Here is a 21,589-nt window from a genome sequence, read left to right as displayed (position 1 = left end):
CAGGCTTAGCCTGAATTTTATCAATAACTACCAATTTCTTTCATGTATTAGTTCCCATTCTTTCCAGGGTACCATTCCTAGCTCAGGTCTGGGTGAATCAGGCAGTATAGATAGGAACTCTAAGGAATGACCATCTGGATCACTGAAATACACGGATACGGCTGGCATCCAGCTAAATACATACAATTGTCCCTTATCATCATCGAGGAAGTTGGAGGCTTCAATCCCCTTGGCCTTCAGGTAGGATACTGACTGCTTCAAATCCTCAAGCGTTACTTGGAAAGCAAAGTGCTGACGCACAACCTCGGAAGGTGCCTTCTCCCAAATCCCCAGCATGGCCTGATTTCGATCTTCTCCAATCCAGTAAAATCGCCGCTTGCGACCTTCAGTATTCTCCGAATGTGCTAAGGGTAGTCCCAGAACATGTTCATAGAAATGAGCAGATTGTTCAAGGTTAGTCACGTTCAGATGGGTTTCAAACAGTCCTTTGATCATAGGGCGGCACCTGTCGGGCTATTGATTTTGCGAGCTAAATTTAGGAATGATTCTAAGACTAGGCGAATGCGATCTTCAATTTCTTGACCGCCCTCGTACCCGTCGTATTCAACCTCGAACCGCTTGCGCTGCATCCCGCCGATGGAGATCCAGTCTGGCGTATTAATCCCATGTAGATTGCGTACAACCGCCTGCAATTGAAGCAATGAGCTTACACCTACAGCTCCACCTGCAGAGCTAGCGCACAATACCACTTTGCCGTTGAAGTGCGTCTGGCCTAGATGGTCGAGAGCATTTTTCATCACGCCGCTCATGGAACCGTGGTATTCCGGGGTAATCAGGATGATTGCGTTCGCAGTTAGCATCTCTTGATGGAGGGCGCTTAGATGCTCATGCTCCGCGTAAGACTCATCTGGTGAATAAAAGGGCAGTGGGCGTTTATGGAGATTAAACAGGGTGACTTGTTCGCCTTGCTGATTAATAAAATGTGCGGCATGCTCTGCCAACTTCGTGCTGGTCGCTTCTTTTCGATTGCTGCCTGTCAGGATCATGACTTTCATCTGTATCCACTCCTATAAGGTTGATTGCTATAAACCAATGATAGCTGAATCGACATTTGTTGACGTCAGCACATGGAATGAACCTGCATAATAAAAACGCTCAGCCATTGTGCTGAGCGTCTAAGACTATAGTTGTAGATGGGCTGTGGCGCTATGAGTTGTAGCCGCTTTTCAATGCAAAAATGGCAGCTTGAGTCCGATCCGATAAGTTCAGCTTTCCCAGTACATGACTGACATGTGTCTTAACAGTCTTCTCGGTGATGACCAGCTTACTGGCAATCTCTTTGTTGCTCATACCTAGTGCAATGAGGTCTAACACTTCCTGCTCTCGTGGAGTAAGAAGCTCAGATCCGGTGATTGTAACCGATGTAGTACTGGATCCATTCAGATCTGAGTTGCTAACATTCAGTTGTTCTGGTGTAGAAGCTGCCATTAGATTCATCAGTTGACTGGCAGCTGCGGAATGCAGCTCAACTTGACCACTGTGTACCTTGCGGATGGCGACTACCAGCGCTTCTGGTTCTATGTCTTTTAGCAAATATCCTTTGATCCCTACGCGGATAGCAGGGAGTACATGATCCTGATCTGAAAAGGAGGTCAAAACAATGATTTTGACCTGTGGATGGGAGACCCGCAGCTGTTTAGCCGTCTCGATGCCGTCCATAACGGGCATGTGCAAATCCATTAATATGATATCCGGCTGGAGCTCAGCCGTTCTCTCTAGTGCCTCGCGGCCGTTCGATGCTTCTCCGATAACCTTGATGTCCGGTTGTGTCGAGAGAAACACTTGTAGCCCTCGACGAACCATTGCATGATCGTCAACCAGTAATAAACCTATTGTCATTTGTGATCACCCGACTTCATGTGGATTGGAGGGGCAAAGGGATGGTTACCTCAATCGTTGTGCCTTGGTGCTCCTCACTGTAAATATGAATATGGCCGTAGAGCGCCTCAGCTCTTTCCTTCATAATATGCAGGCCGAGAGATTCATTGGTGTCTATGTTACAGCGCCGTTTGGCACCGCCCTTGCCCTGATCGGCAATGCTCAGTATCACCTCGGTAGCGTTTAAATGTAGAGATACTTCAGCTTTAGAAGCTCCGGAGTGCTTACGTACATTATTAAGTGCTTCTTGACCAATGCGCAGCAGTCCTTCTTCCACATTGCGGGGAAGTTCGAGTACACCGCTGCGTTGAGTCTGTATCAACAGCCCTAGTTGCTGACCATGAGCCTGCAGCGCGGTCAATAACCCGGCTTCCAGTCCTGCAGGACGAAGCTGCATGATTAAAGCACGCATTTCTTTGAGTGCAGATTGAGAGAGCTCTTGAATATCGCGGACAGCCTCAGCAGCCGGATGGGAGATGTGCTCTTGCTGCAGCATGCTTTCTACACCTTTGGCCGTCATCGAGAGGGAGAACAGAATCTGGTTCACCGAGTCGTGGAGGTCACGGGCCAGTCGATTCCGCTCGTCCAGACGCGCGATTTCGCGGCGCTTCTCTCCGAGCTGTACACTTTCCAGTGTAGCTGAAATGTGCTCGGCAATCGCTTCGAGTACTTCTCCATCTGCGGTTGCGGAGGCGAGTGCTTTAGGCGAGGTGATGAGTAGAATGGCTGAACCATGTGCAGTAATCTGCCGAAAGGGGACGGCAAGCATTACAACTCGCTCTGTAACAGGCTGTTCGGAACAGCATGAGTTCGTAATTTCCTGTTCTTCGTCAGAGGTTAATGTTGCGAAGCGCTGTCCTTTTGCAATGTCCCTTAGACGATTCTTAAAGGAATCCGAGAGCTCAAAAGGAGCTAATTCAGGTGTTATATTAGCTGCATGAGCGGCTGCATGTACTTCGAATTTGCCCGCGTGTTGTCCAATGATCGCTGCAAAAGGCCAATCGAAATATTGACCAATCAGGGCGGTGGTTTTCTCCACCAGAATGCTTGGGGAGATGCATTCACTAGCCGTTATATTCAAAGCAGCGCTGAACTCCCCTAATTTGGCGTACAGATTGGCACGGCGCAGCTCGGTGCTATATAACTGCATGCGTTCAATGGCACTGCCAATTTGCAGGGCTACGGATTGTAGCAGAGCCAGCTCACTGTCGGGGTAATGTGCTTTGCCTGGTGCAGCTACATTCATAAGCCCTAAGTAGCGTTCGCCTGAATGCAATGGGATAGTGGCGTGGTGGGTGATCCCCAACGTATCGCCCCAGTTATATTGCCTGGCATTACTCAGCCGCTTGCAGTTTAGAATGTTAACGGCATGCTCTAGCCGTCCGTCCCATAGGCGGTCTAGGCACCAGCAGCTTCCACACTGCATCGGCTGTTTATTGTTCCGTTGCAGCGCTGGCGGTAAACCTTGATCTGCGGCGAATTCATACTCCATATTCTCTTCGCTCAGGAAGATCCAGCCTGCCGTATTTCCTGTTAGATCTAACAGCTTACCCATAACTGTATCGAGCATCGGTTTGAGCTCATTGGAACTGTTTAAGGTCTCCGCAATCGTCTTGAGCGTCAATAACTCGTGGATTCCGGTTTCTTCCGGCATGAGGTTCTCCCCTTTAGATTAATTACGTTCTATCTATTGTAACGTAGAATGCTTCATTCATTCTAATATTTATGTAATCATGAAGCGACAAAAAAGGTGGACCCTTAAGATCTGGTATGACCTTAGAGAACCACCTAAATAAATTCGTTAATTTACAGCTGCAGGGGTAGTGGAAGGCACGCTGTGTTCTACATCATCGTGCTGAATCAGTCCATGTTTCTCCCAAGCTCGACTCTTCCAGCGGAAATACATAATGACAGCTCTTGTCCACTCATCAGCCGCAGTGGCAATCCACACACCGGCTAATCCTAGGTTAAGCTGGAATACCAGAAAATAGCCAAGGGGTAAGCTCATGCAGACCATGGAGATCAGTCCCATATATACTGGGAACTTCGCATCGCCCGAGGCGCGTAGTGAGTTAATGATGACCAAATTAGTTGTGCGCCCGGTCTCTAGGAAGAAACTAAGCAGTATAACCTGAGCCCCCATCAGAATAATGTTCTCGTTGTCTGTGAAGAGGCCGAATAGTGGTACCCGGAAGACGATCACAAGAGCATCTATTACTACTGTGACCAGAAGTGCCCACTTCACACTGGTGAATACACGCGTATAGGCCTCCTTGGGGCGCCTAGCTCCCACCAGATGTCCTACGATAATGGAGGTTCCCATGGAGACGGCTACACTGAATAAATAAATATAATTGGAAATGTTGAGCGCGTATTGACGAGTGGCCATAGCCTCGGCGCCCAGATAGGTAATATACAGCGTGAATACGAGCTGACAAGATTGATAAATAATCGATTCAAACGCGGACGGGATGCCGATTTTGAGAATTTGCTGCACATATTTTTTGGAAAGATGAATGTAGTAGGTTAACTTTACCCGTACCTCCATCACTCTGTAGAGCAGTAAGAAGAAAATAATAAGACAGATAAACCGACTGACAACCGTTGAGATAGCTGCACCTTCGACACCTAACGCTGGAAGTCCAAAATGACCATAGATGAGTAAGTAGTTACCCACCACGTGAATGATGTTCATCAGCAAGGATACGACCATCGTCTGTTTAGTGAAACCGTGCGTACGGATTGTGGTCGCCAGAGCATTGATTAATGCTTGGAGAAAAATACCGCCCCCGACAATATGAATATAGGATTTAGCGTAAACGAGAATGTCCCCTTTTACATTCAGGGCAGTTAGTAGAGTCCCTCCGAATATCAGCAAAAATGTACTTAGGAGAATTCCTACTAACAGGTTTAGAGTAATGGCATTGCCGGTCACTTGAGCGGCTTCCAGAGGTTTTTTGGAACCGAGGTATTGGGAGACTACAATCGCTGCGCCGTTACCAATTACACTGAGAACTAAAATAGCCATCGCGATAATCTGATTCGCTGCGCCAACACCCGATACGGCATCGTCCGATACGGAGCTGATCATAAAAGTATCCACACTGCCCATGAGCATAAATAGGAACAGTTCCAGGAATATCGGCCAAGTTAGTTTTACAAGGTTAAATTCTTGGTGATTATTGTGCTTCATTGTACACCTTCTTACATCATGATTAAATTGCTGTTATTCCATAAACAAACTGTAATGTTAGCACAGCTTTCATGAAAATGCAGTACTTTTACAAAAATATGACAAAAGGTTGTTAATGTCTGCAAAGATAAAGCTGGCAGCAGCACATTAGTATCCTCCAGGTAACTACATCACAATAAAGTGCCTACTTCCCTTAAAGGATGTAAGGATCTACAATTTGTACATGACTTACTAAAATATATTAACAAGGAGTGCAAATAAATATGAAATTGCAATTAGCATTGGATCTAGTGGATATTGCGGGAGCGAAAGAGATTGTCTCAGAGGTTGCTGAATATATAGATATCGTTGAAATTGGAACACCTATCGTTATTAATGAAGGCTTGCATGCGGTGAAAGCAATAAAGGAAGCTTTTCCTGCTTTGACAGTATTGGCTGATTTGAAAATCATGGATGCTGGCGGATATGAAGTGATGAAGGCGGTAGAGGCTGGTGCTGATATCGTTACTGTGCTTGGTGTATCTGATGATGCTACCATTCGAGGTGCGGTGGAGGAAGCTAAGAAGACGAATAGACAGATTCTGGTTGATCTGATCAATGTAAAAGATATTAAGTCAAGAGCGGCTGAAGTAGACGCACTTGGCGTAGACTATGTCTGCGTACACTCTGGATATGACCATCAGGCGGAAGGAAAAAATTCTTTTGCAGATTTGAATGCAATTAAAAGTGTGGTTAAACAGGCTAAAACCGCTATCGCTGGGGGTATCAAGCTAAGTACGCTTCCGGAAGTTATTGCAGCGAATCCTGATCTTGTTATCGTTGGCGGAGGCATTACGGGTGAGGCTGATCAAAAGGCCGCAGCGGCAGAGATGAAACGTCTAGTTAACCAGGCTTAAGATTACAATGGACACATTGAAATATGCGCAGCAAATTATAGAGGAGCTTCAGTGCTCCATTTCTCAGCTTGATCAGCAAGAGGCTGAACGAATGGCTGAACTGCTTCTTCAGTCGAATAAGGTATTTGTGGCCGGGGCTGGTAGATCAGGATTGATGGGACGAGCTTTTGCAATGCGACTCATGCATGTCGGTAAAGAAGCGTACGTCGTGGGAGAAACGGTAACTCCGGGTATTGAGCCTGGTGATGTGCTTGTGCTCGGTTCGGGTTCAGGAGAGACTAAGGGGCTGATCTCTATGGCAGAGAAGGCCAAAGGAGTAGGTGCAGAGGTTATTGCCGTTACGATTGCGCCGGACTCGACCGTCGGACGTTTAGCGAGCTATGTAGTGAAGCTGCCGGGATCTACAAAAGATCAGACCAGCGGAGGCTACAGCACGATTCAGCCAATGGCTTCTTTATTCGAACAGACGATGTTAGTCTTTTACGATGCAGTGATTCTGCGGATGATGGAGAAGACGGGGCAGACGACTAAGCAGATGTTCGGCAAGCATGCTAATTTAGAGTGAGAGTACAGAAACGAATGCCTTCCTAGTAAGGAGGTTATTCGTTTTTGTGTTAGTATGACAACAGGAGAGAGGAGGCGCTTTAGTTATGGCGACCGAGATTAAAGATCGCATCAATTTGAAGGAAATTAACTGCGAGAAGGAACTGACGCTTGCGGTGATCGGAGGCAAATGGAAGCTGATAATCCTGTGGCATCTTGGGCTTGAAGGGACAAAGCGGTTCAGTGAGCTGAAGAAGCTAATTCCTCATATCACGCAGAAAATGTTGACCAATCAGCTTCGAGAGCTTGAAGAAGATCAGTTGGTTCTTCGGAAAGTGTATGCCGAGGTTCCTCCAAAAGTAGAGTATTCTCTGACTTCATATGGACAAAGCCTGCTTCCCGTCCTTCGATTGATGTATGATTGGGGTAAGAATTACGGGGAAAACGTGATCTGGAAAGACACGCCGCCGGAAGAAAGATGCTAATCGAATAGACTTTGAACATTAATAATCCCTGAGAGGTCTGAATCGACCTTTTCAGGGATTTTTTGTGTTCAATATGGAGTGACGTGAATTACGATTTAGGCTTTTTGTTCGAACAGCTTGGCGATCTCGACGATTACGTTTACCGCTTTTTCCATGTTGTCAGCAGAGGCGTATTCGAATTTGCCGTGGAAATTTTCGCCCCCCGTGAAAATATTAGGTGTAGGTAAACCCATGTAGGAAAGCTGTGAGCCATCTGTTCCCCCGCGAATCGGGCGGATGATCGGTGTGATGTTCAGATTCTCCATCGCCTCATGGGCAATATCGACAATATGACGCACCGGTTCGATTTTTTCGCGCATGTTGTAATATTGGTCTTTCATTTCAAGCACGATGTTCTCTTCACCATGGATGCTCTTGAATTCATCTACGATGGCAGAAAGAAAGGCTTTACGTGCCTCGAATTTCTCGCGGTCGAAGTCACGAATGATATATTGAAGCTTGCTGAATTCCGGTGTGCCTTCTATGGAGCTAAGGTGGTAGAAGCCATCATAACCGTCTGTGAATTCTGGAGCTTCCTCAGCAGGGAGTCTAAGGTGGAGCGCCATAGCGATTTTTGCGGAATGAATCATTTTTCCTTTGGCAGTACCAGGATGTACATTGACGCCGTAAACCGAGATTTTGGCTGATGCAGCATTAAAGCTTTCATACTCTAGTTCACCGAGTGGGCCTCCGTCCACAGTGTAAGCATAGGAAGCATTAAAAGCAGCTACGTCAAATTTATGAGGTCCGCGGCCGATTTCTTCGTCCGGTGTGAAGGCAACTCTAATCTTGCCATGTTTGATTTCTGGATGCTGAAGAAGGTAATTCATAGCTGTCATAATCTCGGCAATACCGGCTTTATTGTCTGCGCCAAGCAGGGTGGTACCATCGGTTGTAATTAATGTATGGCCTTTATATTCTGCCAGCTCTGGGAAGCTCGCTTTAGACAATACAACATTTAATTCTTTGTTCAGAAGAATATCTTTGCCATCGTAGTTCTCCACGATCTGTGGCTTTACATTTGTTCCTGTGAAATCAGTTGCTGTATCGAGATGCGCTAAAAAACCAATGGTCGGAACATCCTTCTCCGTATTGGCTGGGAGTGTAGCCATGACATACCCATGCTCGTCCACCTGCACTTCATCCATGCCGATCTCCTTGAGCTCTTCGACCAGCTTGTGAGCCAGCACCATCTGCCCCGGAGTGGACGGACAAGTTTCATTATCCTCGTTCGATTGGGTATCCATTTGAGCATACGAAATAAACCGTTCTATAACCTCTTTTTTCACTGTGGGTCATCTCCTCATTACTGTTGTATCTATATAGTATCACTTTCCATATCCGGTCTCATCCCTGAGGAGGAAGATTAAGAGTTAAGATTAGCTTTAATGAGGCGATATTTCTTTCTTTACTAGCTTCGCTGAAAGTAAATACCGGTCCGGTGCTGACCCCACGTATGAAAAAGGATAACAGGTGATCAAGGTAAGAATAGCCTTATCGCTTGGTTTTATTGCGCCGCGTTCAGTCCCGTCTACAATCGTGCTGCCTGTCACTTCATAGGTGAACGTACCGTCCATGCTTTCCAGTTCGATTAGATCTCCTGCGACAAGTTCTCCTAGATTGCGGAAGACGGTATCACGGTGTCCAGCAAGCACGCTATTACCGATGGCACCGATGGCTGCGCTACCTATATAGTGTCCAGCTCCTTTTTTTAATTCAGGGCTTTCCGTACCCTCCAGAATAGCCACCTTCTTATTTAAGGTGGGGAAGCGGATTTCTCCAATCACTTCACCCTCTTTATAGGAGGGAGGAGAAGATGGTTGTTCTTTTGAAGAACTGACCATTCCCTTGGGGAGAGGGTTCTCTTCATTTGAAAGGGGGCGGGCGATGGCTTCCTCCCTCTTTTTTGCCCAATCATTTAGGGCCTGCTTGGCCTCGATGGGTGCTTTGACGACTTGGACGATCGAATAAATCAGCACAACTAAAGAGAGTATGAAGATTAGCTTCACGGTTAATAAAACACCATTACGCTTCTTCATACTCTCTCCTCCAGACTTATATTACTAAATGTTATTCTTTCTTCGATTTCAATCTGCGCATGATGATCACGCTGAGTACCGCAATAGCTAAGCTGGCCAGAATTAAGTTATACCAAGGCTCGGCGGTATTTGGAAGCTCGTTGCCTGCCTCTGGTGCTCCCAAAGGAATGTCGCCGTCAGGTAAGGCTACCTCATCGCTTGGCTGAGGTGTTGCACTGGTGGTTTGACTACCAGCACCTGGTGACGCTGCAGGTGTAGGCTCATTACTGCTTCCGCCCATTGGAATCGGTTCTTCAGTAACGCTTATTTCATCGACTGCAGGCGGTGAAGCCGTAGGTGTAGGCGATGGTGTTGCTGTTGCTGTTGGAGGCACTGACTGACCTGGTGTTACGACAGCTGTAGGTGAGACAGTAGTCGTTGGTGAATCCGTAGGTGTTGTGGTTGGTGCAACCGTAGGTGACGGTGAAGCTTCAGGTGTAGCTGCTGGTGTTTCAGTAGGTGTTGTAGTAGGTTCAGTTGTTGCTGTTGCTGTTGCTGTAGGTGATGGATCAGGTGTAGGTGCAACCGTCGCTGTTGGCGTAGGCGTTGAAGTAGGCTCGGTGGTTGGACCTGGTTCTCCGGAAGCGGAGAATTCAAAAGCTACGGTCGTGGCCTTCCCTTGATATTCGTTGCCGGCTTCCCATGGGAAGGTTACATCCATTTGAATTACACTCTTCTCTCCTCCAGCAAGTGAACCGATGGTTACTCTGCCAGCAGCCTCACTCATCACTCCCGAATAGATGATTACTCCCTCTTTTTCGAGTGTCATTTGGAGAATATTGTACAACTCTACGTCTCCAGAGATGAATTTAAAGTCCACAAAGTAATCAAAGCCTTCTGTGCCATCATTAATAATCGTGTACTCTGAGCTCATTTCGTCACCGGGCTTCATATTGTTCATGGTGGCTGTGCTCGTGGTATGAGAATTCACAGTAAGCTTAATGGTATCCTGAGCGCTTACCCCTCCAGCGTGCCATATTACTCCTACCAGAATAATCAGAACGTAAGCAGCTATGAAGACCGAATGGTATTTCTTCTTCACTTTCTTTGCTCCTTTCTCCTGAGCCCATTGTAGCTGTTGAAAAACAAAATCTGCGGGCTTCCGGCAAAATCCTCCGTTTTAAACGATTATTCCATTCTACATTGTCGAAATAAGTGGTATTGTGAAGTACCACTCTTTCATTTGTGGGGGGAATCTCTCTGAATGAACGGAGAAAGAGGGCATAGCCAAAATACAAATCGTTCGTTATAGCGAATATATAAAGTATAATCAAAATGATATCCAAAGAAAAATGATGTATTACAACTAATTAGATCATATTTGCTTAAATAGTAAGTATATGGTCTCTTTATCTGTTGATTTCTCTCTATATCTCTTTATTTTTATGTTTTTTACTATCTTAGTAGTGTTTTATTAAGAACGGTTTCGAAAACAAAACAAAAAAGGCAAGACGCATATCTGAAACGGGAGAATTCCCGATACTCAGATAACGTCCTGCCTTGTTAAGACTGCAATCTTACAGTTCTTTCATAGCCTCAGCTACAATTTCATAGGAACGAAGACGAGCTTCATGATCATAAATCCCTGCGGAGATAATCAATTCATCTGCTTGTGTCTCTTTCAGAATGTCTTGAAGTCGTTCTTTAATCGCTGCTTTATCGCCAGAGAAAGAATAACGCTGCTTATCGAGCATGATTGCTTTTTCTTGTACCGTCCATAGCCCATCCATACTCTCAACGGGTGGTTGTAACTTGCCTGTACGCCCGCGGATGATATTGAGGAACTGCTGCTGCTGCGAGGTAGCTAGCTTTCTTGCCTCATCTACAGTATCGGCTGCTGTAACCCCTAGTCCGACCATAACATAAGGTTTGTCTAGTACTTCTGATGGACGGAAATTACTGTGGTATATGTGCAGCGCCTGAAGTAAATACTCAGGTGCAAAATGGCTGGCAAAGGCAAAAGGTAACCCTAGCTTGGCTGCTAGCTCAGCACTAAAGCCGCTGGAGCCTAAGAGCCAGATGGGAACATTTAAGCCTTCCCCAGGAACCGCGCGTACTCCAGCTGGGCGCGATCCTGCTCCTGCAGGGTCGAAGTAAGCTCTTAGCTCACTTAGCTGCTCAGGGAATTCACTGCCATCGCTTCCGAGCCCGCGACGCAGCGCACGGGAAGCTGGTTGATCAGATCCGGGTGCTCTGCCCAGTCCAAGATCGATCCGTCCCGGATATAGAGATTCGAGAGTCCCGAACTGTTCGGCAATAACAAGTGGTGCGTGGTTGGATAGCATAATGCCACCAGAGCCAACACGTATACTTTGGGTGCCACCAGCAATATGTCCGATCAAGAGTGAGGTAGCAGAGCTGGCAACTCCGATCATATTATGATGTTCAGCGAACCAATACCGATGATAGTCCCACTTCTCAGCGTTCCGAGCTAAATCTAGAGAGTTATGAAAAGAGTCTGCCGCGGTCCCTCCTTCCACAATAGAAGCCAGGTCCAGTACGGAGAATCGAATGTCACGAGGTTGTTTCAATGTTATCCCTCCTATAATAAATGCTCTATGCTCATAGAGCAGTATTTGTAGCTACGAATATCGCTACTCGGATAGTATACCATGTAATAAAACTATATACACACTTTAAGTAAGTTGTTTATCTTCCGAGTGAAGAAAGAGGAGGAGAAGATGAATTTTTTAAAATAATGTAAGCGCTTCAAAAAATATATTGTTATTTCCAATCGGGCTTGCTATAATCACATCGAAAAGTTCCCTAAAAAAGGAAGTTATCATTATGAAGCCAACCATAAGAGATGTTGCCAGAATGGCCGAGGTGTCGATTAGCACAGTGTCACGTGTTATGAATGCACCGAATTCGGTAGTGGAGAGCAAACGGAATCGAGTGATGGAGGCTGTAGAACGATTGCGGTATCAACCTAATTCATTTGCACGTGGTCTGATTTACAAGAAGTCCTTTACACTGGGCCTGCTTATTCCGGATATTGAGAACCTGTATTTCGCAGGGGTGATTCGGGGGATGCAGGATGCTTGCATCAAGCTTGGGTATAGTCTAATGATCTGCAATACGGACCGCGACAAAGAACGACTACTGTCCTATATTGATAACTTCCATGAGAAGCAGGTGGATGGAATTGTATTCGCCAGTGATTTTCTTTACCCTGAGTATCATGACAAATTGGTCGGTTGTAGAATTCCATTTGTGCTAGTGTCGTCACATTCCGATGAGTTCGACATTCCAAGTGTGGAGGTGGATGATGAAGCGGCTGCCTATGATGCGGTAAAGTTCCTGATTGATTTAGGTCATAAAGATATTGGTATGATTGGTTTTTACCATGATAATTCGGTATCAGGACCACCACGCTATGAAGGGTTTGTAAGAGCACTAACAGAGTCAGGGTTACAGCAGAATATTGTGAAGAGTAAATATGCCAGTCACCGGTTTGAACATGCTTATCAAGCTGCGCATGAACTATTTACAGATTACCCTGAACTAACTGCTGTTTTCTGTGTGGCTGATGAATTCGCGATGGGGACGATTTCTTATCTGAAGGATCGTAATATTCTTGTTCCGGGTCAGGTATCCGTGATTGGGTTTGATAATCTAAGGATGTCGGGTATGTTCATCCCGAAGCTAACTACGATTGCACAGCCAATTTACGAGTTAGGGTATCGTGCGGCCGAGAAGCTGCATGAATTGCTTACAACTGGTGAAGTGCAGGTATTGAATGAGAAGATGGAGCATAAGCTGATTGTGCGGGAATCTACACGAGAAAAATAGGGGTAGTTCACTTCTGTACCACCCTCTGAAAAGCTTTTCAGAATTCAGCGCTTGTCTTAAGCAACATTTGAATATTTGCTTAGACAATAAAAATAATTTTTACCAAAACATTTCAAATACAGATTGGAAACGCTTACTTTATGTGATACTATAACAAATGTAAGCGCTACAATTAATTGGAATTTGTGATTGGATTCTTTTTTAGTATAGATCCTTAGATTCTGAAAAGCTTTCCAAGGAGGTGATCTGCTACAAGCTGCTTATACATGCCAGGGTACCGGATGATTGAGTCAGAAGCAATCTCTAAAACCATTAAAGGGGATGTACAAAAGATGAAGAAAACCTCAGGACGTAAAAAGTCATTGGCTTTAGTACTGTGTTTATCCTTCACTATGATGCTGAGCGCATGCGGCGGAGGCAATAACAACAATGCAGCGCCTACAGATCCACCTGCAGCGACTACCAGCCCAACAGCAGATAACACTGAGAAAGCTACAACTGCTCCTAGCACCGAGCCATCGGGATCTCCGCTAGAGCTAGCCATGAAGGGCGACTATAAAGGAACTAAAGTAACGATGTTCGGCCCCTTCGTAGATGCTGACCAAGTGAAATTTGAGAATAGTATTAAAGAGTTTGAAGAGAAGACAGGGATTGATATTCAATACGAGGGCTCAAAAGAGTTCGAAGCTACGATAAACATTCGAGTAGACGGTGGAAATGCTCCGGATATCGCTGATTTCCCGCAGCCGGGACTGCTAGCCTCGATTGCTAAGACTGGCAAGGTTATCGATTTAACTAACGTGCTGGATCAAGCCAAATTGACGGCTAATTACAACAAGAGCTGGCTTGATATGTCTAATATGGACGGGAAAGACGGCAAAATCATGGCGGGGATCTGGAACCGCAGTAACGTAAAGAGCTTGGTCTGGTATCCAAAAAAGCAATTTGATGAAGCGGGCTACAAGGTTCCTGAGACATGGGATGAGATGATGGCTCTGACGGAACAAATTGCGAAAGATGGTGATCCTGCTTGGGCTATTGGAATCGAGAGTGGTGCTGCAACAGGCTGGCCGGCAACAGACTGGGTAGAAAACATAATGCTGCGCACAACTACACCTGAGAACTACGATAAATGGGTAAAAGGTGAGCTGCCATTTACCTCTCCAGAAGTGAAGAATGCAGTTGAAACCATGTCGAAAATTTGGCTCAACAAGGATTATGTCTATGGTGGTGCAAAATCCATCGTGACGACATCGTTCGGGGATGCCCCAGCACCAATGTTCAATAATCCTCCTAAAGCATGGTTTAATATGCTCGGCAACTTTATTACAAGCTTCTTCCCTGAAACCGCAAAGGTTGATGTAGATTATGATTGGTTCTACCTGCCGCCTATTGATCCTCAATATGGTAAACCAGTGCTAGTTGCTGGCGATATTTACGCGATGTTCAACGATCGTCCTGAAGTTCGTGCAGTTATGGAATTCTTTACTACAGGAGAATCCATTAAGACCTGGGTGCAATCGGGCGGCGTAATTGCTCCAATGAATGATGCTTCCCTGGATTGGTATACCTCAGAATCCGATCGCCGGATGGCGAAGCTGGTTCAGGATGCTTCCACGCTGCGCTTTGATGGCTCTGACCTGATGCCGGGCAAAGTGGGCGCAGGTACCTTCTGGAAGGGGATGACCGACTACGTAAGTGGTACTGCGACGCTGGATCAGGCGTTGGAACAAATCCAGTCTGGCTGGAACAACTAACCTAATATTGAAAGCACACAGTTAAAAGAGGGGCAGTGAGATTTGAAGGTTCTCTGCCCCTCTTTTTGTTTTCCAAAGCGTGAGTATAGGAGGAGCTGGAGCTAATATGGGTGGACAATCACAACTACAACCACAAATGAAGCCACAATTAAAAGCCAAGCAGACGGTAAGCCTTAGGGCGGTATTGCTGTCTCTTTTAGTATTAATAGCCAATGTTGTTGTTAATGGCTCGATCTTTTTATTCTTTCGGGATTCAACGCTAAACCCGCTACTAACGGCGGTTCTGGCTGTTCTATGGGGGGTTCTGGGTGTTTATCTGATCTATTACACACTTACCTGGGCAGTCGAGCAATATCCTGATTACGTACGCCGAAAGGTATTGCCTTATATTTTTATTGGTCCGGCAGTGATTATATTGGGGTGGCTATTGGTGCTGCCTGCGCTGCGGACGCTGTATTTAAGCTTTTTCAATGCTTCTTCAGAGAAATTTGTAGGTCTCAGCAACTATGCAGCGATCTTTAGCGACCATCTAATGGCGACGGCACTGCGTAACAACTTACTTTGGGTATTCGTTGGTACACTGGCATGTGTAGCTTTTGGGCTCTTGATTGCAATTCTTGCCGACAGAAGCAGCTATGAGAAGCTAGCTAAATCGATCATTTTTATGCCGATGGCTATTTCTTTTGTAGCCGCAGGCGTTATTTGGAAGTTTGTATATTACTATCAACCCGGCGATGAACAAATTGGACTTTTGAACGCCATCGTTACTTATTTTGGGGGAGAACCACAGGCATGGACGAGTATGCTTCAGCCGTGGAATAACTTTTTCCTCATCATCATTCTGATCTGGATGCAGACCGGATTTGCGATGGTGATATTCTCGGCAGCTATTAAGGGAGTTCCTGACGACATATTGGAAGCTGCACGAGTGGATGGTGCTAATGAGGTGAAGATCTTCTTTGGAATCATGATCCCCTACATTTCAGCAACCATTCTGACTGTGACAACGACCATTATCGTCTTTACATTGAAAATATTTGACGTCGTCATGGTGATGACAGGAGGTCAATACGATACAGAGGTAGTGGCTACACAGTTTTACCGCCAATTCTTTATGTACCGGAATTTCGGTTACGGCTCCACGCTGGCTATTGTTCTGCTGATCGCGGTGTTGCCTGTGATCATAATCAATCTACGTCAGTTCCGTAAGCAAGGGGGATTCTAATGGCCGGGAAAAAGAAGAGAAAAGGCAGCAAGACGATTGTTAATATCGTGCTGGGTGTGATTTGTTTCATTTGGTTGCTTCCGACCCTTGGGCTGTTCATTTCCTCCTTCCGTCCGGCTGCCGATATTCTGCAGACTGGATGGTGGAAAGCTTTCCCCCATCAGGAGTGGAAGGCTGGAGAGACCCTTCAGCTATCGAAGGATGTGGATCTGCGGGAGCCGATCGAGGTAAACGGTAAAACCTATACCGATGAGCAGCTGAAGGCAGGCGTGAAGGCCGATGGCAGTCGTTTGATGTGGGAGAACCGCAGAGCGCGTACCATAAATCAACAGGAACAAGGCTGGAAAATGACACCGGATCTCACATTGGATAACTACAATAATGTGCTCTCGGGCAAGGAATACAAGCTCAAGCAAGCTGATGGCAGTGAAACGGTGCAAAAGGGTACCGGATTGTCGCAGGCCTTCTGGAATACACTGACGATTGCTGTTCCGGCGACGGTCATTCCGGTGTTGATCGCTTCTTTTGCCGCCTATGCTTTTGCTTGGCTACGTTTTCCTGGACGCCGCACGCTTTTTGTCATCATTATCGCAATGCTCGTTATTCCAATACAAGTGGCACTTATTCCAGTGCTTAAAGATTATACGGCTCTTGGACTGAACGGAAGTTACTTGGGCATTTGGCTGGCGCATACGGCCTTTGGATTACCGCTGGTTACCTACTTTATGTATAACTTTATCAGTCAGCTTCCTAAGGATTTGTTTGAGTCAGCTTTTATGGATGGGGCGAGCCATTTTACTATTTTCAGTAGGCTGATTCTACCGTTATCTGTGCCCGCACTGGCTTCTATCGGAATCTTTCAATTCCTATGGGTGTGGAATGACTATTTAGTCTCGCTGATTTTTATCGGCAATCAACCGTCAGTGCAGGTCATGTCGATGAAGATCGCCGACTTAGTAGGCTCACGAGGCAACGACTGGCATTTACTCACCTCGGCTGCATTTATCTCCATGCTGATGCCGCTCGCGATTTTTTTCCTGCTGCAAAAGTATTTCGTCAGAGGGCTTATGGGTGGATCATTAAAAGGTTGATTTGAACATTGCAGGAATTATAAGGATAAAGTATAGCTAATTGAACAAAACTGTGTCAGGAGGAGCATAGAGAGATGAAGATGAAACCATACGTACATCCGGCTGCGGTGTATCCTTACCGGGAGTGGAGTCTTGATGAGGAGACTTATGATGAAGAGAACAATCAAAGAAGCGAAAGTGTATTTGCTCTGGGTAATGGATACATTGGCATGCGCGGTAATTTCGAGGAAGGTTACCATGGCCACTCGGGCTCATCTGTAATAGGGAACTACTTGAATGGATTTTTTGATTCCGAGCCTATTGTGTATCCAGAGGGAGCTTATGGGTATCCTTCCCGCAACCAAGCTATGCTGAACGTGACGGACGCCAAGATTATTGAACTCAGCATTGAAGGTCATACCTTTCAGTTGAACAGTGGGCAAGTGCACCGTTATGAACGGAAGCTGGATATGCGAAATGGGATCTTGCATCGGCAGGTAGAATGGGAATCTCCTGCCGGACACAGGGTACAGCTGAACATTCGTCGGATGGTGGCCATGCAGCATAAACATTTAGCGGCCATAGATTACGAGGTCAAGGCATTGAATTTTGAGGGAACCCTAACGATTACTTCATCGATCGATGGTGAGATCCAAAGGCCGGAGGTCACGGATGACCCCCGGCTGGGATCAGGGAGTAAGGAACCCAACTTGCTGCTAGTCGAAACCGGTCATGAGCTCGAGCAGTCCTTTTTGTGGATGAAACAGAGGACGCGGCATACCGGGTTTGCTCTTTTAACAGGGATTAGCCACAGTCTGAATTGTAGCTCTGGATATGAAAAGCTCCTGCGGCTAGAAAATCAGCGATTATCCATGCAATGGGTTGTACCAGTGGTGATGGGGGAAAGAATCTCTCTGACCAAGTACATTTCGTATCACACTTCTAAGGATTATATAGAAGACGAGCTGTTGAGCAGGTGCTTAGAAGTACAACGTTTGGCGGAGAATTGTGGGTTTGAGGCTCTTGTTCATGAACAACGGGCTTTTCTGGATCATTTCTGGGCACATACCGATGTAGAGATTCAGGGCGATCTTGCGCTTCAACAGGGTATCCGGTTTAATGCTTTTCAATTGCTGCAATCCGTAGGACGTGACGGGGTTACGAACATCGGGGCCAAGGGCCTGACGGGTGAAGGGTACGAAGGTCACTATTTCTGGGATACCGAGATGTATATGATACCCTTCTTTACATTTACACAGCCGGAGATTAGCCGGAAGCTACTCGAGTTTCGTTATGCTACGTTAGATAAGGCACGGGAACGGGCAGCAGTCATGTCTCAGAAGGGAGCACTGTATCCTTGGCGCACCATAGACGGGGCTGAGAACTCTTCCTATTTTCCGGCAGGAACAGCACAAATGCATATTAACGCGGATATTGCCTATGCCATTAAACAGTATGTGCGGGCAACTGGCGATTATGAGTTTCTGGTCCTGGAGGGGGCGGAAATGATTTTCGAGACCTCCCGCTTTTGGGTGGATCTGGGTCATTTTAATCCAGCCAGGGAGGGTGCGTTCTGTATTGACGCAGTAACGGGTCCAGATGAGTATACAGCTATCGTTAACAATAATGCATACACTAATCTTATGGTACGGGATCAACTCTATTATGCATATGAGATAGCCAGACTGTTAGGAAAGCAGTATCCGGAGCATTTTGAACGTCTGAAGGGCAAGATTGGTCTGACTGAGGAAGAGCCTGGTGATTGGCTGGTCGCCGCAGAAAAAATGTATGTCCCTTTTGATGATGAGCTTGGCATCTATGCTCAGGATGATACGTTTCTGACTAAGAAGAAGTGGGACTTTGAACATACGCCAGCGGATAAATATCCACTTCTGCTTCATTACCATCCGTTGGTGATTTACCGTCATCAGGTGCTCAAACAGGCAGATCTGGTGATGGCCATGTTTCTGTTAGGTGATCAGTTCAGCTTGGCGGACAAGATCCGCAATTACAATTACTATGAGCCGCTAACGACACATGATTCTTCTTTGTCACCGTGCATTCACAGTATTATTTCTGCTGAGATTGGTGATTTAGCGGGGGCGTACGCCTATTTTGACCGCACGGTACGGATGGATTTAGATGATATTAACCGCAATGTGAAGGACGGGCTGCATACTGCTGCTATGGCAGGATCTTGGCTGTCGATTGTGAATGGGTTTGGTGGGATGCGCTTATGTGGCGGTATGCTATCCTTTAATCCTGCCTTGCCAGCACAATGGGACAGCTATCGGTTTAAAATAACAAGCGGTGGGCATTTATTGGATATTTATGTTGATAGTAAGGTAGTGATCTATACACTACTGACAGGTGAAGTGGTTGAAATTCTACATAAAGGGAGCCTTGTGCAGTTAACTGTAAAGAAGCCGGTGTCTCTTTCAAATGTGAAGCAGCTTGAAGCTGTTATTTTCGAGCTGGACGGGATTATTACCGATTCTAGTGAGTATCATTATCTGGCCTGGAAAGCCTTAGCCGATGAGCTGGCGATTTCTTTTGATAGAGAGAAGCATGTACGTCTGAAGGGCCATAGTCGAATGGAATGTTTAGAGATTCTACTGGAGGGAAGCGGTCTGAATTTACCCCAACCGGTAAAAGGAATGCTCTGCAACAAAAAGAACGAAAAGTATAAACAGCTGATTCAACAAATGACACCGGATGATTTGCACCCGGGTATCCATAGTCTTCTGACCGATTTGAAGAAAAAGCGAATCCCTGTCGGACTGGCTTCCGTTAATGAGAATGCAATGCTGATTCTTGAACGATTGAAGATCGGGCGCTTGTTTCAGGCGATTGCTGACCCTAAAAACATCCGTATGGGCAAGCCAGATCCGGAAATTTATTTACAGGTTACCGAGATGCTGGGCATATCACCTGACTGCTGCGTAGCTATCGAAGATACAGCGGAGGGGATAGCTGCCATCAAAGCCGCTGGTATGAGGTCCGTTGGAGCCGGAAGTCCATCCTTGAAAGAGAGTGCTGAGCTCTGGTTTCCTTCTACCGCGGAGTTACATGTAGAGGAATTGGTACAGCTGTTCAAATAATGAAAAGTGGTTCCTCTGAAAAGTATCAAGCCTCCCAGTCATGGGAGGCTTGCTGCTTTGTCTATTTTAATACTTTTCGTACAAGCTTGATCTTATTCCCATAGGGTGGGTACACAATCCCGAGGTCGATTCGTGTGCCTCTTTTAACGATGCTTTTGCGGTGGGAAAAGACTTCAAAGCTGTGCTTCCCGTGATAACCGCCGATTCCAGAGTTGCCTACCCCACCAAACGGCAAGCTAGCGTTCGCCACATGCGAGATCGTATCATTGATGCAGCCTCCTCCGAAAGAGACTCGGGAAAGCACCTCTTGTTCAACATTTTTATCCTCTGTGAATAGATAAAGTGCAAGTGGTTTTGGGTGCTCGTTAATACTCCGGATAGCTTCATCCAATTGATGATATTCCAATATGGGTAGGATCGGACCGAAGATCTCATCTTCCATAGAAGCGTCAGTCCAAGCGGCAGGATAGATTAGTGTAGGTTCAATATAACGTTCTTCTGAAATGACGGTTCCGCCCATAACCACCTTTTCCCGATCCCGTTCAATGAGACTGGCGAGTCTTTGCAGCTGGCGCTCATTTACGATCCGGCCATAATCTGTATTCGGCTGCGCATTTTGACCGTAGAATTCAGTAATCTGATGTTTGATTTTGGTGATCAATTCATTAGCAATGTCCTTATGAACGAGCAAATAATCGGGGGCGATACAGGTTTGACCGGCATTTAATAATTTTCCCCATACGATTCGCTTCGCTGCAACATCAAGATTGGCTGATGTGTCGACAATGACCGGACTTTTCCCGCCAAGCTCCAAGGTTACAGGCACTAGATTCTTCGCAGCGGCTTCCATCACGATTTTACCGACCGGAACACTGCCCGTGAAGAAAATATAATCAAACTTGGCATGGATCAGCAGATTGGTGGTCTCTTTCTCCCCCTGAACTACGCGAATATACTGGGGTTCGAAGGTCTCCTGAATGAGCTGCTCTATAACAGCCGTAATGGCTGGTGTGCTCTCCGATGGCTTGAGGACAGCGCAGTTTCCAGCGGCAATGGCGCCTATAAGCGGTTCGATCAGCAACTGAAATGGATAATTAAAAGGACCTATAATGAGCACGGTACCGTAAGGTTCACTTAAGATATAACTCTTCGCAGGAAATAAATGCAGTGGTGATCTAACCTTTACGGGCTTCGCCCAACGTCTGAGATGCTTCATCATGTAACCGAGGCTGTCCAAGGTGAAGCCAATCTCTGTGGCATAAGCCTCGAACTCACTTTTTCCTAAATCCTGTTGTAAGGCAGTGATAATGCGAACCTCGTATCGTTTAATGCTGTCTTTGAGTTTCTGAAGCTGACTAAGCCGAAAGGCAACCTCTTTAGTTGCGCCACGATTGAAAAAGTCCTTATGCTCTTCAAGCATCACTTGAATACTAGCCGTTGTATGTGTTGTCATAATACTCCCCTCCTTCATT

General features: G+C 46.1%; 18 protein-coding genes. 8 read left to right on the top strand and 10 right to left on the bottom strand.

All coding sequences use genetic code 11. The annotated features are described in order from the left end of the window. Positions 1 to 27 precede the first annotated feature (27 nt). The 5 genes from H70737_RS28400 to H70737_RS28380 form a co-directional block, all read right to left on the bottom strand. Entirely contained in the window at positions 28 to 495 is a 468-nt protein-coding gene (locus H70737_RS28400; RefSeq protein ID WP_042192737.1) for a VOC family protein, read from the bottom strand. Continuing rightward, a complete protein-coding gene (locus tag H70737_RS28395) occupies positions 492 to 1,055 on the bottom strand; it encodes an NADPH-dependent FMN reductase (protein WP_042192735.1) in 564 nt (187 codons plus the stop codon). Before H70737_RS28395 ends, H70737_RS28400 begins: the two co-directional genes overlap by 4 nt. A 151-nt stretch (positions 1,056 to 1,206) precedes the next feature. Continuing rightward, on the bottom strand, positions 1,207 to 1,899 hold the full coding sequence (locus H70737_RS28390; RefSeq protein WP_042192733.1) for a response regulator: 693 nt from the start codon (positions 1,897 to 1,899) through the stop codon (positions 1,207 to 1,209). Positions 1,900 to 1,915: 16 nt separating this feature from the next. Then, complete coding sequence (locus tag H70737_RS28385; RefSeq protein WP_042192731.1) at positions 1,916 to 3,592, bottom strand: GAF domain-containing sensor histidine kinase; 1,677 nt, start codon at positions 3,590 to 3,592, stop codon at positions 1,916 to 1,918. Between the two features lie 147 nt (positions 3,593 to 3,739). Continuing rightward, the gene (locus H70737_RS28380; RefSeq protein WP_042192729.1) at positions 3,740 to 5,131 is read right to left on the bottom strand and encodes an MATE family efflux transporter; all 1,392 of its coding nucleotides are present in this window, start codon (positions 5,129 to 5,131) and stop codon (positions 3,740 to 3,742) included. A 263-nt stretch (positions 5,132 to 5,394) separates the two neighbouring features. On the opposite strand from H70737_RS28380, the gene hxlA reads away from it, so the two are divergent. The 3 genes from hxlA to H70737_RS28365 all read left to right on the top strand — a co-directional run bounded on the left by hxlA (position 5,395) and on the right by H70737_RS28365 (position 7,055). Beyond that, entirely contained in the window at positions 5,395 to 6,027 is a 633-nt protein-coding gene (hxlA, locus tag H70737_RS28375; RefSeq protein ID WP_042192727.1) for a 3-hexulose-6-phosphate synthase, read from the top strand. A 7-nt stretch (positions 6,028 to 6,034) separates the two neighbouring features. Beyond that, entirely contained in the window at positions 6,035 to 6,592 is a 558-nt protein-coding gene (hxlB, locus tag H70737_RS28370; RefSeq protein ID WP_042192725.1) for a 6-phospho-3-hexuloisomerase, read from the top strand. An 85-nt stretch (positions 6,593 to 6,677) separates the two neighbouring features. Further along, the gene (locus H70737_RS28365; RefSeq protein WP_036682121.1) at positions 6,678 to 7,055 is read left to right on the top strand and encodes a winged helix-turn-helix transcriptional regulator; all 378 of its coding nucleotides are present in this window, start codon (positions 6,678 to 6,680) and stop codon (positions 7,053 to 7,055) included. 95 nt (positions 7,056 to 7,150) lie between these two features. Here the strand turns inward: H70737_RS28365 and pepT are convergent, their stop codons facing one another. The 4 genes from pepT to H70737_RS28345 form a co-directional block, all read right to left on the bottom strand. Further along, complete coding sequence (gene pepT / locus H70737_RS28360) at positions 7,151 to 8,383, bottom strand: peptidase T (RefSeq protein WP_042192723.1); 1,233 nt, start codon at positions 8,381 to 8,383, stop codon at positions 7,151 to 7,153. Between the two features lie 96 nt (positions 8,384 to 8,479). Continuing rightward, positions 8,480 to 9,133, bottom strand: a complete 654-nt coding sequence (locus H70737_RS28355) for a sortase (protein ID WP_052404454.1) — start codon at positions 9,131 to 9,133, stop codon at positions 8,480 to 8,482. A gap of 31 nt (positions 9,134 to 9,164) precedes the next feature. Continuing rightward, positions 9,165 to 10,214, bottom strand: coding sequence for a hypothetical protein (locus H70737_RS30915; protein WP_042192721.1), 1,050 nt, complete (start codon positions 10,212 to 10,214; stop codon positions 9,165 to 9,167). Positions 10,215 to 10,689: 475 nt separating this feature from the next. After that, positions 10,690 to 11,703, bottom strand: a complete 1,014-nt coding sequence (locus H70737_RS28345) for an LLM class flavin-dependent oxidoreductase (RefSeq protein ID WP_081951237.1) — start codon at positions 11,701 to 11,703, stop codon at positions 10,690 to 10,692. 256 nt (positions 11,704 to 11,959) lie between these two features. Between H70737_RS28345 and H70737_RS28340 the strand changes: the two genes are divergently transcribed. The 5 genes from H70737_RS28340 (at position 11,960) to pgmB (ending at position 20,117) form a co-directional block, all read left to right on the top strand. Continuing rightward, positions 11,960 to 12,964 (top strand): LacI family DNA-binding transcriptional regulator, encoded by a 1,005-nt coding sequence (locus H70737_RS28340; RefSeq protein WP_042192717.1) that lies wholly within the window; start codon positions 11,960 to 11,962, stop codon positions 12,962 to 12,964. Between the two features lie 332 nt (positions 12,965 to 13,296). Continuing rightward, positions 13,297 to 14,721 carry an ABC transporter substrate-binding protein gene (locus H70737_RS28335; RefSeq protein WP_042194681.1) on the top strand — a complete coding sequence of 475 codons (1,425 nt, stop codon included), beginning with the start codon at positions 13,297 to 13,299 and terminating at the stop codon, positions 14,719 to 14,721. A 136-nt stretch (positions 14,722 to 14,857) separates the two neighbouring features. Beyond that, complete coding sequence (locus H70737_RS28330) at positions 14,858 to 15,946, top strand: carbohydrate ABC transporter permease (protein WP_042194677.1); 1,089 nt, start codon at positions 14,858 to 14,860, stop codon at positions 15,944 to 15,946. Continuing rightward, positions 15,946 to 17,037: a carbohydrate ABC transporter permease gene (locus H70737_RS28325; protein WP_042192715.1), complete on the top strand. Its 1,092-nt coding sequence runs from the start codon at positions 15,946 to 15,948 to the stop codon at positions 17,035 to 17,037. The genes H70737_RS28330 and H70737_RS28325 overlap by 1 nt, the downstream gene beginning before the upstream one ends. A gap of 74 nt (positions 17,038 to 17,111) precedes the next feature. Further along, positions 17,112 to 20,117: a beta-phosphoglucomutase gene (pgmB, locus tag H70737_RS28320; RefSeq protein ID WP_081951236.1), complete on the top strand. Its 3,006-nt coding sequence runs from the start codon at positions 17,112 to 17,114 to the stop codon at positions 20,115 to 20,117. Positions 20,118 to 20,178: 61 nt separating this feature from the next. On the opposite strand, the gene H70737_RS28315 is transcribed toward pgmB, so the two are convergent. Then, positions 20,179 to 21,570, bottom strand: a complete 1,392-nt coding sequence (locus H70737_RS28315; RefSeq protein ID WP_042192713.1) for an aldehyde dehydrogenase — start codon at positions 21,568 to 21,570, stop codon at positions 20,179 to 20,181. Positions 21,571 to 21,589 lie beyond the last annotated feature (19 nt).

Source organism: Paenibacillus sp. FSL H7-0737 (assembly GCF_000758545.1).
Lineage (GTDB): Bacteria > Bacillota > Bacilli > Paenibacillales > Paenibacillaceae > Paenibacillus_AQ.
This window is presented reverse-complemented; position numbering and strand designations above follow the sequence as displayed.

What these genes read in the sequence shown, in the direction of transcription:
- H70737_RS28400 (WP_042192737.1), bottom strand. Translation starts at nt 495, where the DNA reads ATGATCAAAGGACTGTTTGAAACCCATCTGAACGTGACTAACCTTGAA.
- H70737_RS28395 (WP_042192735.1), bottom strand. Translation starts at nt 1,055, where the DNA reads ATGAAAGTCATGATCCTGACAGGCAGCAATCGAAAAGAAGCGACCAGC.
- H70737_RS28390 (WP_042192733.1), bottom strand. Translation starts at nt 1,899, where the DNA reads ATGACAATAGGTTTATTACTGGTTGACGATCATGCAATGGTTCGTCGA.
- H70737_RS28385 (WP_042192731.1), bottom strand. Translation starts at nt 3,592, where the DNA reads ATGCCGGAAGAAACCGGAATCCACGAGTTATTGACGCTCAAGACGATT.
- H70737_RS28380 (WP_042192729.1), bottom strand. Translation starts at nt 5,131, where the DNA reads ATGAAGCACAATAATCACCAAGAATTTAACCTTGTAAAACTAACTTGG.
- hxlA (WP_042192727.1), top strand. Translation starts at nt 5,395, where the DNA reads ATGAAATTGCAATTAGCATTGGATCTAGTGGATATTGCGGGAGCGAAA.
- hxlB (WP_042192725.1), top strand. Translation starts at nt 6,035, where the DNA reads ATGGACACATTGAAATATGCGCAGCAAATTATAGAGGAGCTTCAGTGC.
- H70737_RS28365 (WP_036682121.1), top strand. Translation starts at nt 6,678, where the DNA reads ATGGCGACCGAGATTAAAGATCGCATCAATTTGAAGGAAATTAACTGC.
- H70737_RS28355 (WP_052404454.1), bottom strand. Translation starts at nt 9,133, where the DNA reads ATGAAGAAGCGTAATGGTGTTTTATTAACCGTGAAGCTAATCTTCATA.
- H70737_RS28340 (WP_042192717.1), top strand. Translation starts at nt 11,960, where the DNA reads ATGAAGCCAACCATAAGAGATGTTGCCAGAATGGCCGAGGTGTCGATT.
- H70737_RS28335 (WP_042194681.1), top strand. Translation starts at nt 13,297, where the DNA reads ATGAAGAAAACCTCAGGACGTAAAAAGTCATTGGCTTTAGTACTGTGT.
- H70737_RS28330 (WP_042194677.1), top strand. Translation starts at nt 14,858, where the DNA reads ATGAAGCCACAATTAAAAGCCAAGCAGACGGTAAGCCTTAGGGCGGTA.
- H70737_RS28325 (WP_042192715.1), top strand. Translation starts at nt 15,946, where the DNA reads ATGGCCGGGAAAAAGAAGAGAAAAGGCAGCAAGACGATTGTTAATATC.
- pgmB (WP_081951236.1), top strand. Translation starts at nt 17,112, where the DNA reads ATGAAGATGAAACCATACGTACATCCGGCTGCGGTGTATCCTTACCGG.
- H70737_RS28315 (WP_042192713.1), bottom strand. Translation starts at nt 21,570, where the DNA reads ATGACAACACATACAACGGCTAGTATTCAAGTGATGCTTGAAGAGCAT.